This window comes from Microbulbifer mixtoriginis (SeqCode), from assembly GCF_052466865.1.
Window position 1 is genome coordinate 3,334,396 of the sequence record NZ_CP174293.1, and the last position, 18,059, is coordinate 3,352,454.

Below are 18,059 nucleotides of genomic sequence, written 5' to 3' on the forward strand. Positions count from 1 at the left end.
ACTCTAAAGCTATTTAGGACCTATCATTTTCACACCTAACCAGCCTATCAGGTAAAAAACTTTACATTGGGAGAATTTAGATGTCCAAGCACCCTTACTCTTTGGCACTAACTGTAACTTTCTTGCTGTTAGGTATTGCCTGCAATGCGATTGCCCAATCAAATAACCTTGAAGAAAATAAAAAAATTGCCATGCAGGCAGCCGACCTATGGCACAGTGGGTCAAAGGTCAATCCTGATTCAATTTTGGCGCCTAATTATATCAACAACCTAGACTCGGCCACAAATTTAAGTACCGGCTCACAAAAACGTAATTTAAAGGAATTCAAAGCCGAAGTCGCCAAATTTCATACGGCCTTTAAAAATGTAAAACTGATTGATTCAATGCAAGTCGCCGAGGGAGATCTTGTCGCAACCCATGTAAAAGTTAGCGCCAATCATACAGGATCATTTATGGGGGAAACTCCAACAAATAAAACCATCACCTGGGATGCCGTAGAGTTTGTTAAAATCAAGGATGGAAAAATACTAGAAACCTGGGTGACCTGGGACAAATATGGTTTCTTGAAACAGATTGGAGTATTGAAATAGCTATTACAAACCCCAATAAGATAAAGCCCCTCAAGTCCCGCTAACAAAATCTGGAGATTTACCAATTGGCTTTCACTTGAATAGATTTAGCTTTCAAGTTCAGCCAAATAACTCGCACAGCAGCCATCGCCGTCTAAATTTAAGTTCAAACTTAGACGGCAAAGATTTCAAAATAATTACAACCACTCAATAACAGCCATCTTGAGTTGATTCATCTTGAGACTCCCAATGAAAACACCTGTTTTATTTTTTGCTTCCTTTTACCATATATAGTGACTGGGATAAGATCCCTAAACGATGGAACCGTGAACCAAGCAAAGAAGCCGAGAAGATCGCGAATAGAGGAAGAAAAATTCTGGCTGAAGCTTCAAAGAAAGAAAACCCTGAATCACCAGATTCGGAGGAGTAGCAGTCTTTGCACAGTTCTTTCTTAGAACTACTATATTTAACTCTAAAATAATTTGATTACTTAACTTCCCCTTTAATCAAAGGGGGATCTTACATCCATAAGATCAGCAACTTGCCACCAAAATTTCATTACGAAAGCGGCATCTGAATGACACTTCAGATCGAAGCCACAAGATTCAGCGCTACATTTAATTATTTTAATTTAATCGGCATTACCCCATCGATCAAAAGGAATTTAATTACCACCTACAAACTATCCAGTATCGAGCGTTTCATCTCACCACGATTAAAACCCTAAAAAATATCATTATCAAAAGGCCCACACTATAAATCAGCTCTCTTATAACAAATCCTACAACCCATAATGAGCCATTAAATCATCAATTAAAAAAACATTAATGAATCCCCTATAAAAACACCATCCATATAAATATTACAACGCACTCGCTGACACATATTTTTCACCCCCTATAATTAACCTCGCAAAACCTCAGACAACAACATCACTAACCTTACCGCATTAATAAATTATCGTTGAACTCAATCGTGACCCGGCTCACAAACATATTCAAAGCTAAACCACCACCAATGATTACGCCTGCAACCAATTGACATTGCAAATATGAATTTTGCAGTATGAGCCAACTAATTCATTGGGAGACGCCAGCAACAGAACGATTAATTGGGAATTAACACATAGAACTTACAAAGATTAACCGCTCACACTTTTCAAGGAATGGAGAGTATCAATGTTTAATAAAATTCTAGCACTCACACTTTGTTCAATTTTTTCTATCCCCACTTTGGCAAAAACTTTACTAATTGATGGTCAACAAATTGAAATTGGAGAAGTTGCCGTTAATGGTACAGGCTGCCCTATAGGGTCAGTAACGGCTACGGCAACAGATGATAATAAAAATATCGCTATACTTTTCAGTAAATATAGCGCCGTTACAAATTCTTCAAATCCAATTGCTAGCTCTGATTGTAACTTGGCAATACCTTTAAGTGTAGAACCTGGATTTTCAGTAGGCATATTAGATATTGATTGGCGGGGTACAGTATTTTCTGCCGATGGATCACTTATCAATTTCCATAGAGAATACTTTTTTTCTGGCAGTCAAGGCCCGAGCCATGACAACAACTGGAATAGCTCTGGGTTTGAGAACTTTATCCTGAATGATCGCCCACCATTTGCCTACTATTCCGGGTGCGATGGGGAGGCCCTTATTGCGAGAGCAGATACCGTTGCAACAGTAATCGGCGCCGATAGCCTATTTTCTTTGCGTTCTGCCGATGTTGGAGCACAGTTGCTTTTAAATATCCAAATTATTCCTTGTGATGAATAATTAGAGCAATTGTATTCACTCCCCCCTTAATAAGGTGGGGAGTATTTATTAAAATAAAATTCTTGATTTACATGGCAATATCAATATCTATTTCTTGCTTTCAATAATTGAGCAGCCAACCCAGTCAGCAGATCGAAATTCATACTGATGGCTTTATCTGATATTTCGACCATTTTCAATTATTGAACAACGAGCTACCTGAACGGCACTAGTCATAGCCCCTACCCCTCCAATCCTCAAGACGCAAAGAACTACCACCTTTGCTCACTTGTACTGCAAATACGAATCATTACCATATGAGGTAAATTCACTTCTGGGGAATCACCCATGTTTCGCAAATCTTGATTGCCATCGCCCTCTCCTCAGCAATCCCTGCCTCTTTTGCCAATGACGCGTCTTCCAGACAAAACGCTGTAATGGAGGAGACCCTAGTGATAGGTGTCCGCCAGCGATTGTATGAGCGCGGCGCTCTTTTGGACGTCATACAGAAGACTGAAGTCGTAGACGAGAGCCTGATCAAGTCCCAACAAGCGGTAAACCTGACGGATGCCATTGAGAAGTCCCCCGGTGTACGGGTTTCCAATGAGTGTTCTATGTGCGGGGTCAAGCGGGTAATGCTGAATGGTATGCGTGGGGAGCATTCCACCATCCTCACCGATGGCGTTCCCTTACACACGATGATGGCTGGCTACTACGCGGTAGATGCACTGGCCACCACCGGCATCTCACGTATCGAAGTGGCCCGCGGTGCTGGCGCATCACTGCTGGCACCCGAAGCAATCGGCGGAACCATCAATGTGATTTCCAAGGAGATAGAAGAAACTGGCGTCAATATAAATGCCTCCATGGAGGACAACGACAGTTATTTTCTTGGCTTGATGGCAGGCTATTTGAGCGATGATGAACGTACCCGCACATCGCTGGTCATCCAGGATGACAAACATCACCAGATGGACAACGATGGTAACGGCGTCAGCGAAGCGCCGTTACAGGAAAATACCAGTTACGTGATGCGTCTCTCGCAAGACCTGGGTGAACGGGACAACCTTATCCTGCGCACAGCCTACACCGACTCCAATATTTTTGGCGGCCCTCAGGGAAACAGTATTGGTTCGGTTTTACACGGATACGATGGTGTGGGATCTGATCATTTATTTATCGACGACGATGTGCGACAGCGATATATCGGTAAACCCTGGGAAACCACTGAGTGGATCGCCACCACCCGCAGTGAAATTTCCGGTAGCTGGCTACACGAATTTAACGAGTCCTATAACGCTTTGCTAACAGTTGCCTGGTCTGAGCATAAGCAGGACTCCTTTTATGAAGGGTTCGACTACAGCGCTACCGACATGCTCAATTACTTCGACCTACGCAACAACCTGATCCTGAACGACCAGCATATACTGACGTTTGGTGTCGACATCCGTGATGAATCCATGCGCTCCGACTCTACAGCAGGTGAGGAGAGCGCCAACTACATCGAAGATAGTTTCGACTATCAAACAACCGGTGTTTACCTGCAGGATACCTGGACAGTCTCACCTGACCTTGAGGTGGCACTAGCCATACGCCTGGATAATGCCAAAGCTGATTTCGTCGCCGAGCAAAAACCCGGTACCGAGATTGATGAAACTGTAGTGGCCCCGCGCATAGACCTGCGCTATCTGCACGATGATCAATGGACCTCCCGCGTAGCGCTCGGGCGCGGTTACCGAGCCCCCCTATCCTTTTTCGAAACGGATCACGGCATCCTGGATGCCGGAGATGGCTTTGCCATCGACATTGAAAGTCTGGAGAAGTCTCAATCTGCAACTTATGCGCTGAGCTTCGAAGGGGAGCGCCTTAACAGTACCCTGTCATTGGCATTTACCGAAGTAGATAACCTCGCGGCATTAAGTGAAACCGAGGACGGGGTACCGCTGCTTAGCCAAATGCAGGAAAGTGCCTCTGTAGGCGCTGCCGACATTACTCTCAGTTATGCGCTGAACGACAATCTATCCATTGGCGGCACTCTGGAGACCTACGATTACGACGATGTTTTCCGGGAATCCTTTGCCATTGCCCCAGTGGAGCAACGTGCGCTATTCAATCTGGATTACAAAACCGATTACTGGATGCTATACGCTAGCGCCACCTGGATCGGATCTCGTGACCTGGCTGAATTTGGCTACGAAGGCTTTAACCAGCTGGGCGATTCCACACTTAAGAGCACAAACGCAGACGCCTATTGGACACTGGATATGAAATTGACCTTTGATGTGAGTGAAAACCTCAGTCTGTACCTGGGCGGCAACAATCTCACGGATTACACCCAGGTCGAGGAAGGGGAAACCCCTCTGTTCTGGGATGCCAGTGGTGCCTATGACGTAGCCTATATCTATGGTCCCCTGCGCGGCCGTGAATTCTACCTGGGCTTCGACTGGAACCTGTAATGCGAGCCTGGCTCTTACTCCTCACACTTCTGTTCGCGCCAACTGGCGCGACTGAAGTTCCCACTTCCCTATTCGATTTTGAATTGCGCAGCCTTGCCGGGCCTGAGCGTATCAACTTGCAGCACTTCAAAGACAAGCCAAGCCTGATGGTACTGGTAGAACCCGACTGCCCCTGGTGCTTTCGTCAGGTTCGAGCACTCAACCGGCTTACACACAAGTGTTCACAACAGTTCCAGCCACTTGCCCTCGGTATCAACGGATCGCGCAAAGCACTATTGGCTGAGTATCGAAAATTGCGCCCGGAATTTCCCATGTTCCAGGCGAATCGAAAACTCCAGCAAGTGCTGGGTGAAACTCCCGGCACCCCCTTCAGTTTTCTAATAGCACCCAATGGCAAGCCACTGCGCCGGCTCAGGGGTTATATTCCTGATGAGCAACTGCAGCCCATTCTGGAACAAAGCTTTGGTTTTACCTGTAGTAATACTTCTTGATTTCAATTAATAACTGCAATTCCTTATGCTGTAGTAGATCATCTTGCTGTTCCTTAAATAACTCATTCGGTGACCTGTCACCCCGGCTCTCTCTAGGTTTACTATTCAGACGATCCATTACAAATTGAACCTACTCGTCTGTTATTTTATTTAAGTCGGCATCCTTTGGGAAATACTGTCGAATGAGGCCGTTAGTGTTTTCGTTAATCCCCACCATGATGAATATAGGTGGGCAAAATATATATTGACCTCTAAATCTTCTGTAATCCTTTCATAATCAGAGAATTCAAGACCATTGTCGAATGGTAATTATTTAGCCTTGTCCGCACTAAGAAAGTCAATTAAGTTTGCAGCCAAATTAAAATCAATCTTCATTCGACTTGCGTAGTTAAATGGCCGGATACTTTACCTCTAGAAATAGATAGCTCTCGCAGAAGATTTATTATCTTTGAGCGTCACTCCAGATTTAATACTATAGAATTTATTTGGGCCTAAGAGTCTCTATATACTGTGCATCTACCCACATTATTTCAAAATTCGGGGGGGTACAACGACGACAGTAGAAAAGATATTTTCCATCTGGTGTTACATATCCCCCACCATCTTCCCCCTCTGTATTGATTTTATCACCAAAGTTAATAGCTTCACCCCATGAGCCATCCTGCTGGCGAAAGCTAATATACATGTCGCTATCACCATATCCGCCCTCTCTTTCACTATCCCAGATGATGTAAGACTCATCAGGGGCAATAAAGGGGTGAGCAGTCCACTTGCCCATGTTTATCTGTTGGCCAAAAGGCTTTGGCGTTTCACGCTTACCATCTAACAGTCGTGAATAGCGAAGAATACCATCGCCGTTTTGACCTACCTCATCAAATACAAAGGTTCCTTTCGCAGAAGCAGTAAGGCGCATAATACGAATGTCTTCAAATTGTGAACCAAGACTTTTAAGCTCTGACCAACCATTAGCGGTACGCTCTCTATATTGATTTCTAGCATACATCGTTTGACCATCCGGTGAGATGGAGCCGCCCCAGGCCACTTCAGACTCATGCCATCGATTATTCTCAAGCTTGAATACAACTTTCGAGGACTTGCCACTTTGGTGATATCTTCTTGTAACGTAGTACTCTTTCATATCGGGCGTGAAGTAACCGCCCCAGTCACGATACTCTTTCGAAGGCTTAGGGGCGAACAGTTGTGGAGTCAGCCCAGGTGGCTTCTGTCCAAGGTAAGGGCCTTCAAGCACTACTGGGGTATCCTTGCTATAGCTGGTACCACTTAGAGTTAGCAGGGAAAGTAAAATGACTGACGTAGAACGATGCCTCATGACTTATCCTTATTTGATCAAGGGGTAACTGGCAATCACTGTAATCAACTTGGCTATATAGCGCCTGACGTCCTTGTGAATTTTGCCTGATTCTTATTCTGATGGCGGCAATCAGCTCACTGCATGTATAAAATATATACAAATACCACCCTCTTAGGCAGGCTTTCAGTTATGGGCAGTGGTAAGCTCAAGAAGCAATAACAATACGGATCAACCTCCATAGGCTCCTCAACTGTTTCCAATCCACCATTCTCCCTGTATCAGGATTTCTATACTTTTTACTTTGTGGCCAGCCTCTACTTCAGCGATTTCTTCCTCGTAAAATTTACTCTGCTATTTTGTGTCCTTCTGGCAATTGCATCGCCTTATCCAATAGTCATACAGTAGTCATATCCTCTGAATGCAATAAAAATCCATAGAACTCACCAAACCGTAAAGCGGACTCAATGTGTATAGACTTTCCCACCCTCCTTATGGGCATCTACCCGCTTAGGGTCGCCAAAACTCAAAGGCCCCATCCGGAAGCTTTAAAAGCAACTCATCAAATACCTCTTCATCCACATGTTTCCGTAAAGCTTTAGCAACATCTTTAATTGCTGTAACTGTTGAAAAATTATGCTCTCCTCGTAATAACCGCACCTCCCTGGTCATTTCCTCAACACTATCAAAGTCTTTCTTTTCTTCGTTAACATCCCAGTCGGCCACAAACAAAGATCTCAGGCAAACGGGTAAGACATTGGAAAACGCAATAGCATCGGCTGTAGAAATTCGACGGCGGAACACATGAAAAACGCCCTGTGTCATTGTATAGGTAACATGTGTACTCCAAAGCCCAGCTATATCTCGAGCATCAACTAAATATTCAAAAAAATTTTCAGATGCTTTCTCATATTCCAATGGCACAGTCATAATTAGTTTTACTAATCCTGATTAATATTAATTACGATTAACACCTTATATCAAACACTACTGAAGTAGCGTGATTGATGTATTCTATACTTATAATGATCTGATGTTTTTTCCTAACGATTAATCATGTATGGCAACCAAACACGCTGTCTATCATAATTCATAACCTTAAGTGTGCAGGATTATGACTGACATGTACTAAGATTGATTCAAATTTTCATAAAAACCAAATCATGACAACGTCTCTACGCCAGTTCTCTGAAATGGCCCGCAAAAGGAAGATCACAGCGACATCCTTAATTGAAGATGCCTGCGATAATGCGGTGGCCCACTCAGATCTGGATGCTTTTATCTGCCTGGATAGGCAAGGCGCATTACAGAAAGCACAGCGCATTGATAACGAGCTGAAAGAAAGCAGCAATAACTGGCCACTTGCTGGCATCCCTATCGTTGTCAAAGACAATATCAATGTGAGAGGTTTTCAAACGACTGCGGGCACACCTGGTATGAACTTCCAGGCCAAGACTTCTGCCCCAATAATTGAGAGTCTAGAGAAGGCCGGAGCTATCGTCATTGGCAAAACCAATTTGCACGAACTCGCCTTCGGCGTAACCTCGAATAACGCCGCCTATGGTGCCGTCAGGAATCCTTGGGATAAATCCTGCTTTCCAGGTGGTTCATCCGGGGGAACAGCAGTAGCCATTGCCGCCGGGATCGTATCTGCAGGCCTGGGCACAGATACCGCCGGTTCAATCAGGCTGCCAGCAGCCCTCACGGGAATTGTGGGCTTTCGACCATCCACTGGCTGCCTGAGTACCGAGGGAATAGTGCCCTCTGTACCAGCGTTTGATACCCCTGGCCCCATGGCCGCCAATGTAGAGGATACCGCTTATCTGTATGAGATATTAACCGGGTCTGCCCTACCCCAGGCAAAGCCACTTAATCAGCTGCGCCTTGGGCTTGCCCACCCGTTATTTGATAATCTCTCACCAGGTGTATACCAAGCTTTTAAAGCTGCGTTACATTCCCTTAGCTCCGCGGGAACCACCCTAATAGAAATCGATTTATCCTCGTTAGTGAGCGCAGTCCTTGATGTTGGGTTTCTTATCGGATTTCATCAAATGAAAACCGCTATGACCCAATTTCTGGCGAGCTACCAGCCTAATACCCAACTGGCTGAGTTGGTTGCAATGATCAAAAGTAATGATGTAAAGGCTGTCTATCAGGAGTCAGTACTCGGCCCCAAGGCACCATCAAATGCCGACTATCAAACCGCTTTAAAGAAGATGCCTGGAGTACGCGACAACTACCTAAAAATCATCCAGCAGCACCAACTAGATGCGATTGTATTCCCTACAGCACCGATCGAAGCTCAATCTATTAGTACTTCATCAGACCAACTTGAACTAAACGGAAAAATACTTCCAACTCTGGACACACTCATACACAACAATGCCACAGCAGCAGTCACCGGTGCTCCCGGAATAAGCATTCCTATTGGGCGAGGCAATAATGGCTTACCGGTAGGTCTGGAACTGGATGGAGTGCCCGGCGCCGACTCAACACTTCTCGCCATAGCAAAGGAAATTGAGCTTCAGATACCAACACTGGTGACGAATAGCCTGAAGTGAATTATAAGTCACACAAGCATACTATTAAAAAGAGAACTGTTAAAGTACTGGCCCTATCTTTCCAAAACTTTGAAAGCAGCTTGAAAAATTCGTTATGGGCTGAAGAGACAATATGATAATCCTAAACTCTGCTATGTAACTGTTGGATGCATGATTTTCATAACTGTTAACGATTAATTTCCCATTATTATGTTCAAGGCACTCAAAACTACCTACTAATTTTGATTCTAACTACCGACACAAATAAAGTAATTAAATATTTGATACAGATATCAAATCCCCACTTATTTATGCGCGTGGCCACGTAAAATCTTATTTATCAATCTGTATTTGATTTACTCTCAAGATATGAATATCCTTAAATGAACTGCTCATTAAAAAATTTTTCTAAACTATACTTGAGCCCACACTGACGCCTAATGGAAAATAACTTCATCGATTAGATGAGTTATATGTTTAATAAAAAACGACAACTTGTATTAATTATTAAACTAAAATAAAAGTGAGATAGCAGGACCCCGAAGAAATCTGTTAGCTTCAATTCAGGATAAGGAATGACAAACAATAAACAGAAATATAAAATAACAGACGAAAACAAATTGTTCTCGACAGTTATCCCACATGTCTTACAACGCCTTTCAGGCTGTGTTTAAGCATATAGGCTTCTTGCGATTCTGAATGAAAATCAACCATAGATTTCTTATTAAATTGAAAGTATTTCAGTCTCTCTTTGATATTTGACACTTACTGTAGAGAAACCAGTATCGGGCCTGGAGCTTACCCTGGAAATATAATATAATAGATGCTAACGATATCTGTCTATCAAAATCACAACCTTACCAATAAGAAGTATTGATGTTCCTTATTAAGAAGTACCGCCCCTGTATTAAAAAATACAAATCACCAACCCAAGTATCATTCTTAGCTACTATTTTTTTTGGATTCCTGATATCTTCGTGTTCTCAGCTTACACAAGATATAGAAATCTTCAAACCTTATATCGTTGAAAACAATAAGGCCTATTGGGTTAATTCATCGGAATCTCCAGTACATCTTAGAAGGAGGCATATATTTAGTGCAGATATCAACACAATAAAAAGCATAGATTTAAGATTCTATGGTAAGGATTTTGATAACGTATACTACAAGGGTATTCCAATACCCAAAGCTGATCCCGTAAGCTTCAGACTATTAAACGATATATATGCTAAAGACTCAGATTCAGTATTTTTTTATGGCATAGAAATAGAAGGCGCTGACGCAAAAACATTCAAAGTAATTAAAGCTGGTATAATGTCAAATTTTGCTGAGGATAACAAAAACATTTACTTGAATGGAGAGCGTATAGATACATGCAACAAAAGCTCTTTCAAACTCCCCAGGAAGTATTATCAGTTTTGGTCCATGGACTCCATGTGCGTCTACCATCAAGGAAAAAAAGTACCGAACCTTCTCACAAAGAACCTTAAAATTATAAATCCTTATTATGCTTCAGACACTAAAAATGTTTTCTGGCAAGATAAAATAATACCTGAAGCAGATCCTAAAACATTTAAAGCATCACCAAAAGGTGGATTCAATCATGCACAGGATAAAAACAACTGTTACTTTAAAAACACGGTGATTGACTGCAATAATATCAGCAAAAGAAAATCCTTTTATGATATGTCTTTACTTGACGCCCACAAGTACGGATCTAAAATTGCTGAAAACATTTACAAATCAAAAAAAAATAAGAAAGAAAAAGTTAAGAAAAGCTACAGAAATACTCTCAATCAACTTGCGTCCAAATATAAAAATATTATTCTTCACCCTGAAGATGTATCAAAGATTGATCTGCAATCTCTAAAAAATGGCTACTCTTATCATCTAGAGTCCTCCATTGACAGACATGCAGATAGTGAAGTCTACGTATTAAAATCAGTTGATGAAGATATTTATACCTTTGACATATTTAAAAGAAATATGCCTGGAGTTGGCAAACAAGTTCGATCTTCATCTGGAGCCATCCTTCAAGATATTAAAAGGTACACCAGCCGCAGGACTACAAAACAGTACTCCAAAGAGAAATGTCTTTTTAAACTTGGCTTATGCAGGGAGCGCTTTAGCTTATCGCCCAGTTCACAAAACCTGATTAAAGAACACAATGTAGAGGTCGACTTTAAAGATGGCATTTGGCAATACAAATACACCTTACCAAATAACAAAGAAGTCACATACTTCTCGATTTATGATAAAAATGGACTCCCAATCTATTACATAGAACTAATTGACAATGAAGTTAAAAGTGAATTGAAAAGAAAATTCACAAGATAAAATTCTACCTGGATAAGTATTAAGAGTATTCTATGAAAATTTTTTTTATCCTCCCTATTTTATTGCTTACTGCCTGCGCCCTAGGGCCGGCGTATGTCCCAGCGCCGACTCCAGAAGGAGATAAAGCACTAGTATATTTAATGCGGGGAGATGTTTATCTGAATGGTGGATATCCTACTGAATTTACGGTCAATGATAAAATTGCAGTAAAACTATATGATTTTGGCTATTCTTGGATCCACTTACCACCCGGAACGCACAAAATAAAAGCCAATGGTAGATTTGTAGAAGCCACTATCGAGCCCGGAAAAACCTATTACTTTGAATTTCATCAGAAACATACTCAAATGCCTTCAGGAAAGCTCGTATCTACTAACTCCTTTAGGGAGGTTCAATACCCTGAAATTGAAAAGCAACTACTGAGATCCAGATACAAAGAGTCTGCCGACCTTTCAACAGCAGAAACTGCTAAATCTAAAGATTTTATCCAGTATAACAAGACGGATAGTGCAACTATCCGATTTGACTACTCCGGGAAATCCAGAGCCACATATCCTATATTTAGCGCCTTGATTTATGACAATTATGAAAACTGTAAAGGTGGACATCAGAATTTTACAGTGCCCCACCTATCAAAAGATATTTTTTCTATAAAGGCAGGCCAACCGGCAACCTTCGCTATAAGAGCCACTGAGGCATCTTCAAATTACGTTGTCAGTTGTCGTAATATTTTTACCTTCACTCCAACAAAAGGAAAATCTTACGAAATCATAACAAAAGCTGAAAAAAATCAAGCTCTCAAGAATACTGATAGCTGTATCGTTACAATAAAAGACAGAGAAAATAACATACCAGTGGAGTTATTAACTCGCTCTGAGCCACCTCGATGGACATCAAACAGTGCGGAGTGTAAGGCATCTGACTTCAAGTTCAATCAATCTTCTACAAGTTCAAGTGTCAACTTTAACTGTCGAGTAAAATTTGGCGGAAAATGGATTGACTGCTAATAAAAAATATTTTAAAGACTGTTAGCAATGTGCAGTATGCCGTCACCATTCAGCATACTGCATTTAACAGTAAGTCATATGAGTTTAACTTACACTCGACAGGCACCTTTCTCACTGCTGTTGCGTTAATCGCTAAATATATCTACCTTCGCTAAGACAAAAATTATTTCATAGCCTGATTACTTTAAGAATTGAGAGCTCCATTAGGGGTAAATCATTTTAGCACCTGGTTCTTCTTTAAAACCATCACTTTAGCGAAAGACCGAACGCTGACAGTCTCAACCAAGTAGAAAGGGCTCTGAGCAAATAACTTATTCCATTCACTGACCGTTCGTTCACGCCCTTTTGTTCCCATTAGCATCTGCATATCCATTGCCGCTAAATTGAGATCTGCCCCTTTCTCTGGAAGTACAGCATCAACAATCGCTAAAGTAGTATTACGTTCACCCATCGCCCGATGAATATTCATTAAAAGCTCTCTAGCCCTGGAATCATTAAGCAAGTGAAAAATAGCCACACACAAATAGATGTCCTTATCACTTACTGCATCTGGAAGTGGGTCATTTAGGATATCAGTAGGATAAAAATCTAATCGTTTCTTAACATCATCACCGAGGTGACTATCCCAATACTCTCGCGCAGTCGATTCTACATTGCTCCTATCAACAACAACTGCAGTCAGGTGTTTGTACGAAGAAAGGATACTGGCACTTTTACTGCCTTTTGCACCGCCCAAATCAATAATTCGATCAAAATTCTTCCAGTTAAAGTCTTGCAGGTATTGTAAACCGGTAAGATGATCAACAGTATCCATTGCATCCGAAAATAGGTCACTAACCTTCGGGTGATCATTCATATAATCAAACATCTCCTTTTCATACACACCTTCAAAAGGCACATTGCCCTCCTTGATATGCCCCTCAAAGTTTGAAAACCATGGCCTACTAAATTCAGGTGAGTTATGCATCAGGATCATATTTTTTACGCTGTTGTCGGCGTTAGTACGAAGCGCTCTTGAATTCCTATTATGCGAAAAACATTTTGGTTCCTCTTCTTTAAAAATCCCCATTGCGCATAACATTCTCATCAATCGATAGAGGTACTGTTTATCGGCTTTACAAGCATCCGCCAACTTATCTATCGAAATGGCTTTATCTTCAATATGATCAGCAACATTAAGACAGGCAACAGCATATAAACAGCGAGATTGCCAAAATAAAGATCCTATTTGCATCAAACGAAAGGGAGCCGGGATCAGGCGATTTGGAATATTACATAAACTGTAAACCGCAATGGAAACCCTCTGAAAGACCCAATTAGAGACCCTATTCTTTTGCATAGACCCGGGCATAAGAACTCCTCAGAAAAAAATGTCTGACAAAAATATCCAACAAAATAAACATCTCTGTTATTACAAACAGAGACTTGAAAGGTTACATATTTTGTAAACCGGCCTTTAGGATTCGGCCATTAAAATCGGCAAGCTGCTTTAAAAACTCAGGCCCCATTTCCTGGCCCATTTGCTCCTCAAGAACTGGCTTGGCCAGCATGGGCAACATTGCAAGACTGACAAACGCAATCCTGAGCAAATCATATTCAGTGCCAGCGTCCGAAGGTTCAGCGCCCTGAATTTCCGCCAATCTCCTGGTCCCCCGTTGGCGCCCCCGCTCTAAGAGTTGGCGAATAACATTCTTTCCTGGCCCCTCGTTAAGCGCCATAACTTTCAAGATTAGGGCTGGAAACTTGGGATTCTCCTGCATTGTGGCATAGTAGAGGTCGAAGAAGTCACCAAAATCCCAGTCGCCATCTAGGCTCAGCTGCTCAACAGCATTAATCAGGGGGAGTAAGGTTTGACGAATCATATCTTCGTATAAGCCATCCTTACTGCCGAAGTAATACCGAATCATTGATACCGCCACCCCCGCCTTGGCAGCAATTTGGCGAGTGGTAACCCGGTGATACTCATCGTTCAAAAAGCACTCTCGTGCCGCTTCTATCAACCGATTGGCAACATCTGACTCCTGCATATTCCTTACCATCCTCGATTTGTAATGCAATGGAGGCTAACAGGGTATAGCACCACCTTCCATAATGACTGCTGTTCAATATAAGGGGTTTGTACGAACACTGAGCGCTTAACTACCTTAGACCGCTATACAGAGATAAAAGGAGCAAGCGGATTCCTCACATTAGCTTTTAAATGAATAACTAGTCTCTCTTAAGCGCGCCCATTCAGACAGACAAATTCTAAGTCATCCAGGCTGCTCGCAATGGACAAAATATCGGGTGCTAGGTAAAGCACAAGAGTCTATAAAGAAGGCGGATTTAACCTTCATTCCTTGAGAGAAAAATCAGATATATCTAGAGGAAAAAGAACAAAATATAGGCACACAAATAATCTTATTGGATTTTATTAAGTTTGTTTTAGTGTCAAAGCTGCGTAGAATTGGTAGATATTTATCGGTAATTTCGGCTGTCACTGTGCAAGTTTCAATCGGCACATAGCTCAAATTTAAAAATCTGAAAAGCTTTCCAAATGATCCATTTACTTATAGGAGAACAGTAGCGTGATATAAGAGTAAGTAAAAGGCGCTGACCCATGGTGCGGGAACACCAGAGGCCAGCTGACCAAATTGATACACAGACTATCAAGATGGCTATATGCATAGTACGCTAGAAACCCGCTCGTCTTCAATAAAGTGGAGTACATTCAGCAGCTTGGAGCGATTCCCCAAGCTCTGGGAGCGTTGCGCCCGCCTTTTCTTCTTCTATGCTACCGTTCCCGTGCCCCACCTCAAATTTCCTGCAAACACCGCCCTTCAAGCCGCCTTCCCATTACGGAATGCCTAGCCATAACTTGCATATCAGTAGGAAAAGAAAATGTTGATCTTAAAACGCCGGACTGGCGAAAATCTAAGAATTGGAACAAATGTCTCTATCACAGTATTGGAGGTTAAGGGTAATCAAGTAAAAATAGGAATACATGCTCCCAAATTCCTACCTGTGCATCGTGAAGAAATTTATATACGCATTCAAAAGAAAAGAAAATTGATAAACCGCAGCGGCTAAGAGCCTACGCCTCCAATAGAAAGGGCCCACTATGGGCCTAAAATTTTCTATTTGGATATGGTTCCGACAACTTCGTAATATAAGATTCTATATTATCCTTCTCTCTCACACTCCATATACTAGCTACAGTTAACTTCCATTGAGAAAATGTTACTTTCGGGCCAATCAAAAAAACGTACTCAAGAAGTTTTGATAGGTACATTTACAAAAAGGCACCTTTATACCTGTGAAAGTATGCAGAGTGCCCACTAATATCATAAGCCGCTTAGTACTTTTTAAGCTGGAATAAATTGCCCATTTCGTATGCTGAATAAATTTCCTGCATTGCCTCTTCGGTAACTTGATTGATCTTTTCTATCGTTGGGTTCAATCCTGTACCATCAACAGTTGTTCGAAACGGTCGACTTGAAGGCTCTGTCTTCAGTAAGTTCAGAACCGCATCTGCAACCAATTGTGGGCTGGGGGCATTCTCTGATTCATGACCCTTCTCTGTACCGGCCCACATTTGCTCCGGGGCATCTGCATACTCACCATAACTCGCAGCCACTTCTTTATCACTTGCTCTTAACAGGTTTGAGCCAAAATCGGTTCCAAATCCGCCTGGTTGAACAATCAAAGATTGAATACCAAATTGCGCCAGCTCTACGCGATAATTCTCTGCCATTCCTTCTACAGCATGTTTGGTGGCATTATAAGAACCAAGGAAAGGTAATACGAACTTACCTAAAATGCTTGATATCTGAATAAGAGTTCCACTGCTGCGCTGTTTCATCTGCGGCAACACTGCACGTATTAAACGCTGAACGCCAAAAACATTGATATCAAAAACCTTTTTGAAGTCCTCGATGGTAAAGCTTTCCTGCCACCCGAGCGTACCGACTCCCGCATTATTAATTAATATATCAATTGGGCCGACTTCTTTAGTTGCTTGAGCAATACCCTTGGCGACGCTCTCATCATCGGTTACATCAATATCGACGACAACAATACCTTTAGCAATAAGCTCATTGGCTACAGAAGCATTGCGGCCACTTGGGTCACGCATGGTGCCGATGACTTTGTAGCCATTATTTGCAAGTGTATTGGCTATTAGATAACCAAAACCACTATTTGAACCAGTAATAAGCGCTGTTTGAGTCATGATTGTCTCCTTAAATTTTGTATCACATCAACTGGTGTAAAGATTAAGACTTGTACGTGTATTAATGAAATTGATTTAATGCATATAGCAATGAATAAAAATAATAGCCACAAAGCCAGTACGCAAAAGGCTTTATAAGCTACCCTTATTGATCAAATATTCAATCAGGGGGTTTTGAGAAAAATTAAGAACAAAGGGCTTCAACACAAAGAGCCGGATTGGTTATCTATCAGATTTTGCATCTAGTTTTTTATTGAGGAAATAGCTAGACACAACGTGCAGAATAAAAAACCATAAGATACTTTGAATAAGCAGCCTAAGGAATGAAGACCTTAAAAGCTGTCATCTAGCACCATACAGGTATAGGACTTAAACAATTACAAAATTAAATTAAGCCCTACCGGCATACCATTTAGATAACTCTAGTTATTTTTTTCACAAGGAAAAATGTATTCTCATTGTTTACCCATCTCCGCCTCAAATGCCTCACGGTAGTCGGGGTGCCAACGAGAGAGTGGCGGACGATTGTTAATAATATCCCCTATCGCCCAGCTCATGCGTTTAACATCAGTTTCACGATCTACGTCATTATCCGGGCAAAGAATATAAAAATCACCACGCTCGACGCTCTCCAGCATAAAATTGACCACTTGATCTGCAGTCCATGCGCCATCTGGTTTACTAGGGCTACCAATCATACCCGTGTAAGTGAAACCAGGAATTAACAAGTGAGATGAGACCTGGCTTCCAGGTGTATTTCGAATAGAGTGCTGTAACGCCTCCGCAGTAGCTTTTACCGCAGCCTTACTGACGTTGTAAGCCGGATTTCCCGGTGGAGTGGTAATTCCCTGCTTAGATCCGGTCGTAACGATAACAGATGGGCTATTTTGACTGATCATTTCGGGGACAAATGCATGAATACAATGAATCACACCCCAAAGGTTTGTGTTGATAATCTTATTCCAACCATCTAAATTCTCCCAACTTCCATTTTTAACAGCAGTTCCTGCGTTATTAAAAAGAAAGTCGATACGACCGAATTCTTTTTTAACTTGATCTTTGAGCGCTAGTACCGAGCTAAAATCACTCACATCGGTTTCTACTATTAAAGTATCATTTGGTAGAGCGCGCTTAGCTTCTTCCAGTTTTTCTTTGTTAACATCTGCTAAACAAATCTTCATCCCTCTTTTTGATAGGGCCTTTGCTGCCGCAAAACCTATTCCGCTGGCACCACCAGTAATAACTGCAACATTATTCGGCTGAAAGATAGTAGATGTGCTCATTGGGATTCCTGGATTATCGTCAAAGACATAAATTAGAGTTTGTGGAATACGGTATTAATACTGCTCCTTCAGGCATAGGCTTTTTACCGAAATCATTCTT

General features: G+C 41.9%; 14 protein-coding genes and 1 pseudogene. 8 read left to right on the plus strand and 7 right to left on the minus strand.

Annotation, left to right across the window (positions count from 1 at the left end):
- Nucleotides 1–80 precede the first annotated feature (80 nt).
- The 4 genes from ACJJJA_RS15155 to ACJJJA_RS15170 all read left to right on the plus strand — a co-directional run bounded on the left by ACJJJA_RS15155 (nucleotide 81) and on the right by ACJJJA_RS15170 (nucleotide 5,273).
- The gene (locus tag ACJJJA_RS15155) at nucleotides 81–590 is read left to right on the plus strand and encodes an ester cyclase (protein WP_444905195.1); all 510 of its coding nucleotides are present in this window, start codon (nucleotides 81–83) and stop codon (nucleotides 588–590) included.
- A 1,157-nt stretch (nucleotides 591–1,747) separates the two neighbouring features.
- Complete coding sequence (locus ACJJJA_RS15160; protein ID WP_444905196.1) at nucleotides 1,748–2,347, plus strand: DUF4360 domain-containing protein; 600 nt, start codon at nucleotides 1,748–1,750, stop codon at nucleotides 2,345–2,347.
- Nucleotides 2,348–2,778: 431 nt separating this feature from the next.
- Nucleotides 2,779–4,782 (plus strand): TonB-dependent receptor plug domain-containing protein, encoded by a 2,004-nt coding sequence (locus ACJJJA_RS15165; RefSeq protein WP_444905197.1) that lies wholly within the window; start codon nucleotides 2,779–2,781, stop codon nucleotides 4,780–4,782.
- A complete protein-coding gene (locus ACJJJA_RS15170; RefSeq protein ID WP_444905198.1) occupies nucleotides 4,782–5,273 on the plus strand; it encodes a TlpA family protein disulfide reductase in 492 nt (163 codons plus the stop codon). Before ACJJJA_RS15165 ends, ACJJJA_RS15170 begins: the two co-directional genes overlap by 1 nt.
- Here the strand turns inward: ACJJJA_RS15170 and ACJJJA_RS15175 are convergent.
- From ACJJJA_RS15175 to ACJJJA_RS15185, 3 genes and pseudogenes are all read right to left on the minus strand, one after another.
- Nucleotides 5,251–5,582, minus strand: a pseudogene (locus tag ACJJJA_RS15175) (IS30 family transposase); the annotation flags it as partial. The gene ACJJJA_RS15170 and the pseudogene ACJJJA_RS15175 overlap by 23 nt on opposite strands.
- 172 nt (nucleotides 5,583–5,754) lie before the next feature.
- Entirely contained in the window at nucleotides 5,755–6,603 is an 849-nt protein-coding gene (locus tag ACJJJA_RS15180; RefSeq protein ID WP_444886605.1) for a TolB-like translocation protein, read from the minus strand.
- Nucleotides 6,604–7,092: 489 nt separating this feature from the next.
- Entirely contained in the window at nucleotides 7,093–7,512 is a 420-nt protein-coding gene (locus ACJJJA_RS15185) for a DUF2267 domain-containing protein (protein WP_444905199.1), read from the minus strand.
- Between the two features lie 233 nt (nucleotides 7,513–7,745).
- Here ACJJJA_RS15185 and ACJJJA_RS15190 point away from each other — a divergent pair, with 233 nt between their 5' ends.
- The 3 genes from ACJJJA_RS15190 (at nucleotide 7,746) to ACJJJA_RS15200 (ending at nucleotide 12,466) form a co-directional block, all read left to right on the plus strand.
- Nucleotides 7,746–9,143, plus strand: coding sequence for an amidase family protein (locus tag ACJJJA_RS15190; RefSeq protein ID WP_444905200.1), 1,398 nt, complete (start codon nucleotides 7,746–7,748; stop codon nucleotides 9,141–9,143).
- An 855-nt stretch (nucleotides 9,144–9,998) separates the two neighbouring features.
- On the plus strand, nucleotides 9,999–11,459 hold the full coding sequence (locus ACJJJA_RS15195; RefSeq protein WP_444905201.1) for a DKNYY domain-containing protein: 1,461 nt from the start codon (nucleotides 9,999–10,001) through the stop codon (nucleotides 11,457–11,459).
- Nucleotides 11,460–11,491: 32 nt separating this feature from the next.
- Nucleotides 11,492–12,466, plus strand: a complete 975-nt coding sequence (locus tag ACJJJA_RS15200; RefSeq protein ID WP_444886609.1) for a hypothetical protein — start codon at nucleotides 11,492–11,494, stop codon at nucleotides 12,464–12,466.
- A 214-nt stretch (nucleotides 12,467–12,680) separates the two neighbouring features.
- Here the strand turns inward: ACJJJA_RS15200 and ACJJJA_RS15205 are convergent, their stop codons facing one another.
- Nucleotides 12,681–13,817: a methyltransferase gene (locus ACJJJA_RS15205; RefSeq protein WP_444886610.1), complete on the minus strand. Its 1,137-nt coding sequence runs from the start codon at nucleotides 13,815–13,817 to the stop codon at nucleotides 12,681–12,683.
- 82 nt (nucleotides 13,818–13,899) lie between these two features.
- Complete coding sequence (locus ACJJJA_RS15210; RefSeq protein ID WP_444905202.1) at nucleotides 13,900–14,493, minus strand: TetR/AcrR family transcriptional regulator; 594 nt, start codon at nucleotides 14,491–14,493, stop codon at nucleotides 13,900–13,902.
- Nucleotides 14,494–15,346: 853 nt separating this feature from the next.
- On the opposite strand from ACJJJA_RS15210, the gene csrA reads away from it, so the two are divergent.
- On the plus strand, nucleotides 15,347–15,535 hold the full coding sequence (csrA, locus tag ACJJJA_RS15215) for a carbon storage regulator CsrA (RefSeq protein ID WP_444905203.1): 189 nt from the start codon (nucleotides 15,347–15,349) through the stop codon (nucleotides 15,533–15,535).
- A gap of 265 nt (nucleotides 15,536–15,800) precedes the next feature.
- Here the strand turns inward: csrA and ACJJJA_RS15220 are convergent, their stop codons facing one another.
- Entirely contained in the window at nucleotides 15,801–16,676 is an 876-nt protein-coding gene (locus tag ACJJJA_RS15220; protein WP_444884380.1) for an SDR family oxidoreductase, read from the minus strand.
- A gap of 455 nt (nucleotides 16,677–17,131) precedes the next feature.
- The gene (locus tag ACJJJA_RS15225) at nucleotides 17,132–17,959 is read right to left on the minus strand and encodes an SDR family oxidoreductase (protein ID WP_444905204.1); all 828 of its coding nucleotides are present in this window, start codon (nucleotides 17,957–17,959) and stop codon (nucleotides 17,132–17,134) included.
- Nucleotides 17,960–18,059 lie beyond the last annotated feature (100 nt).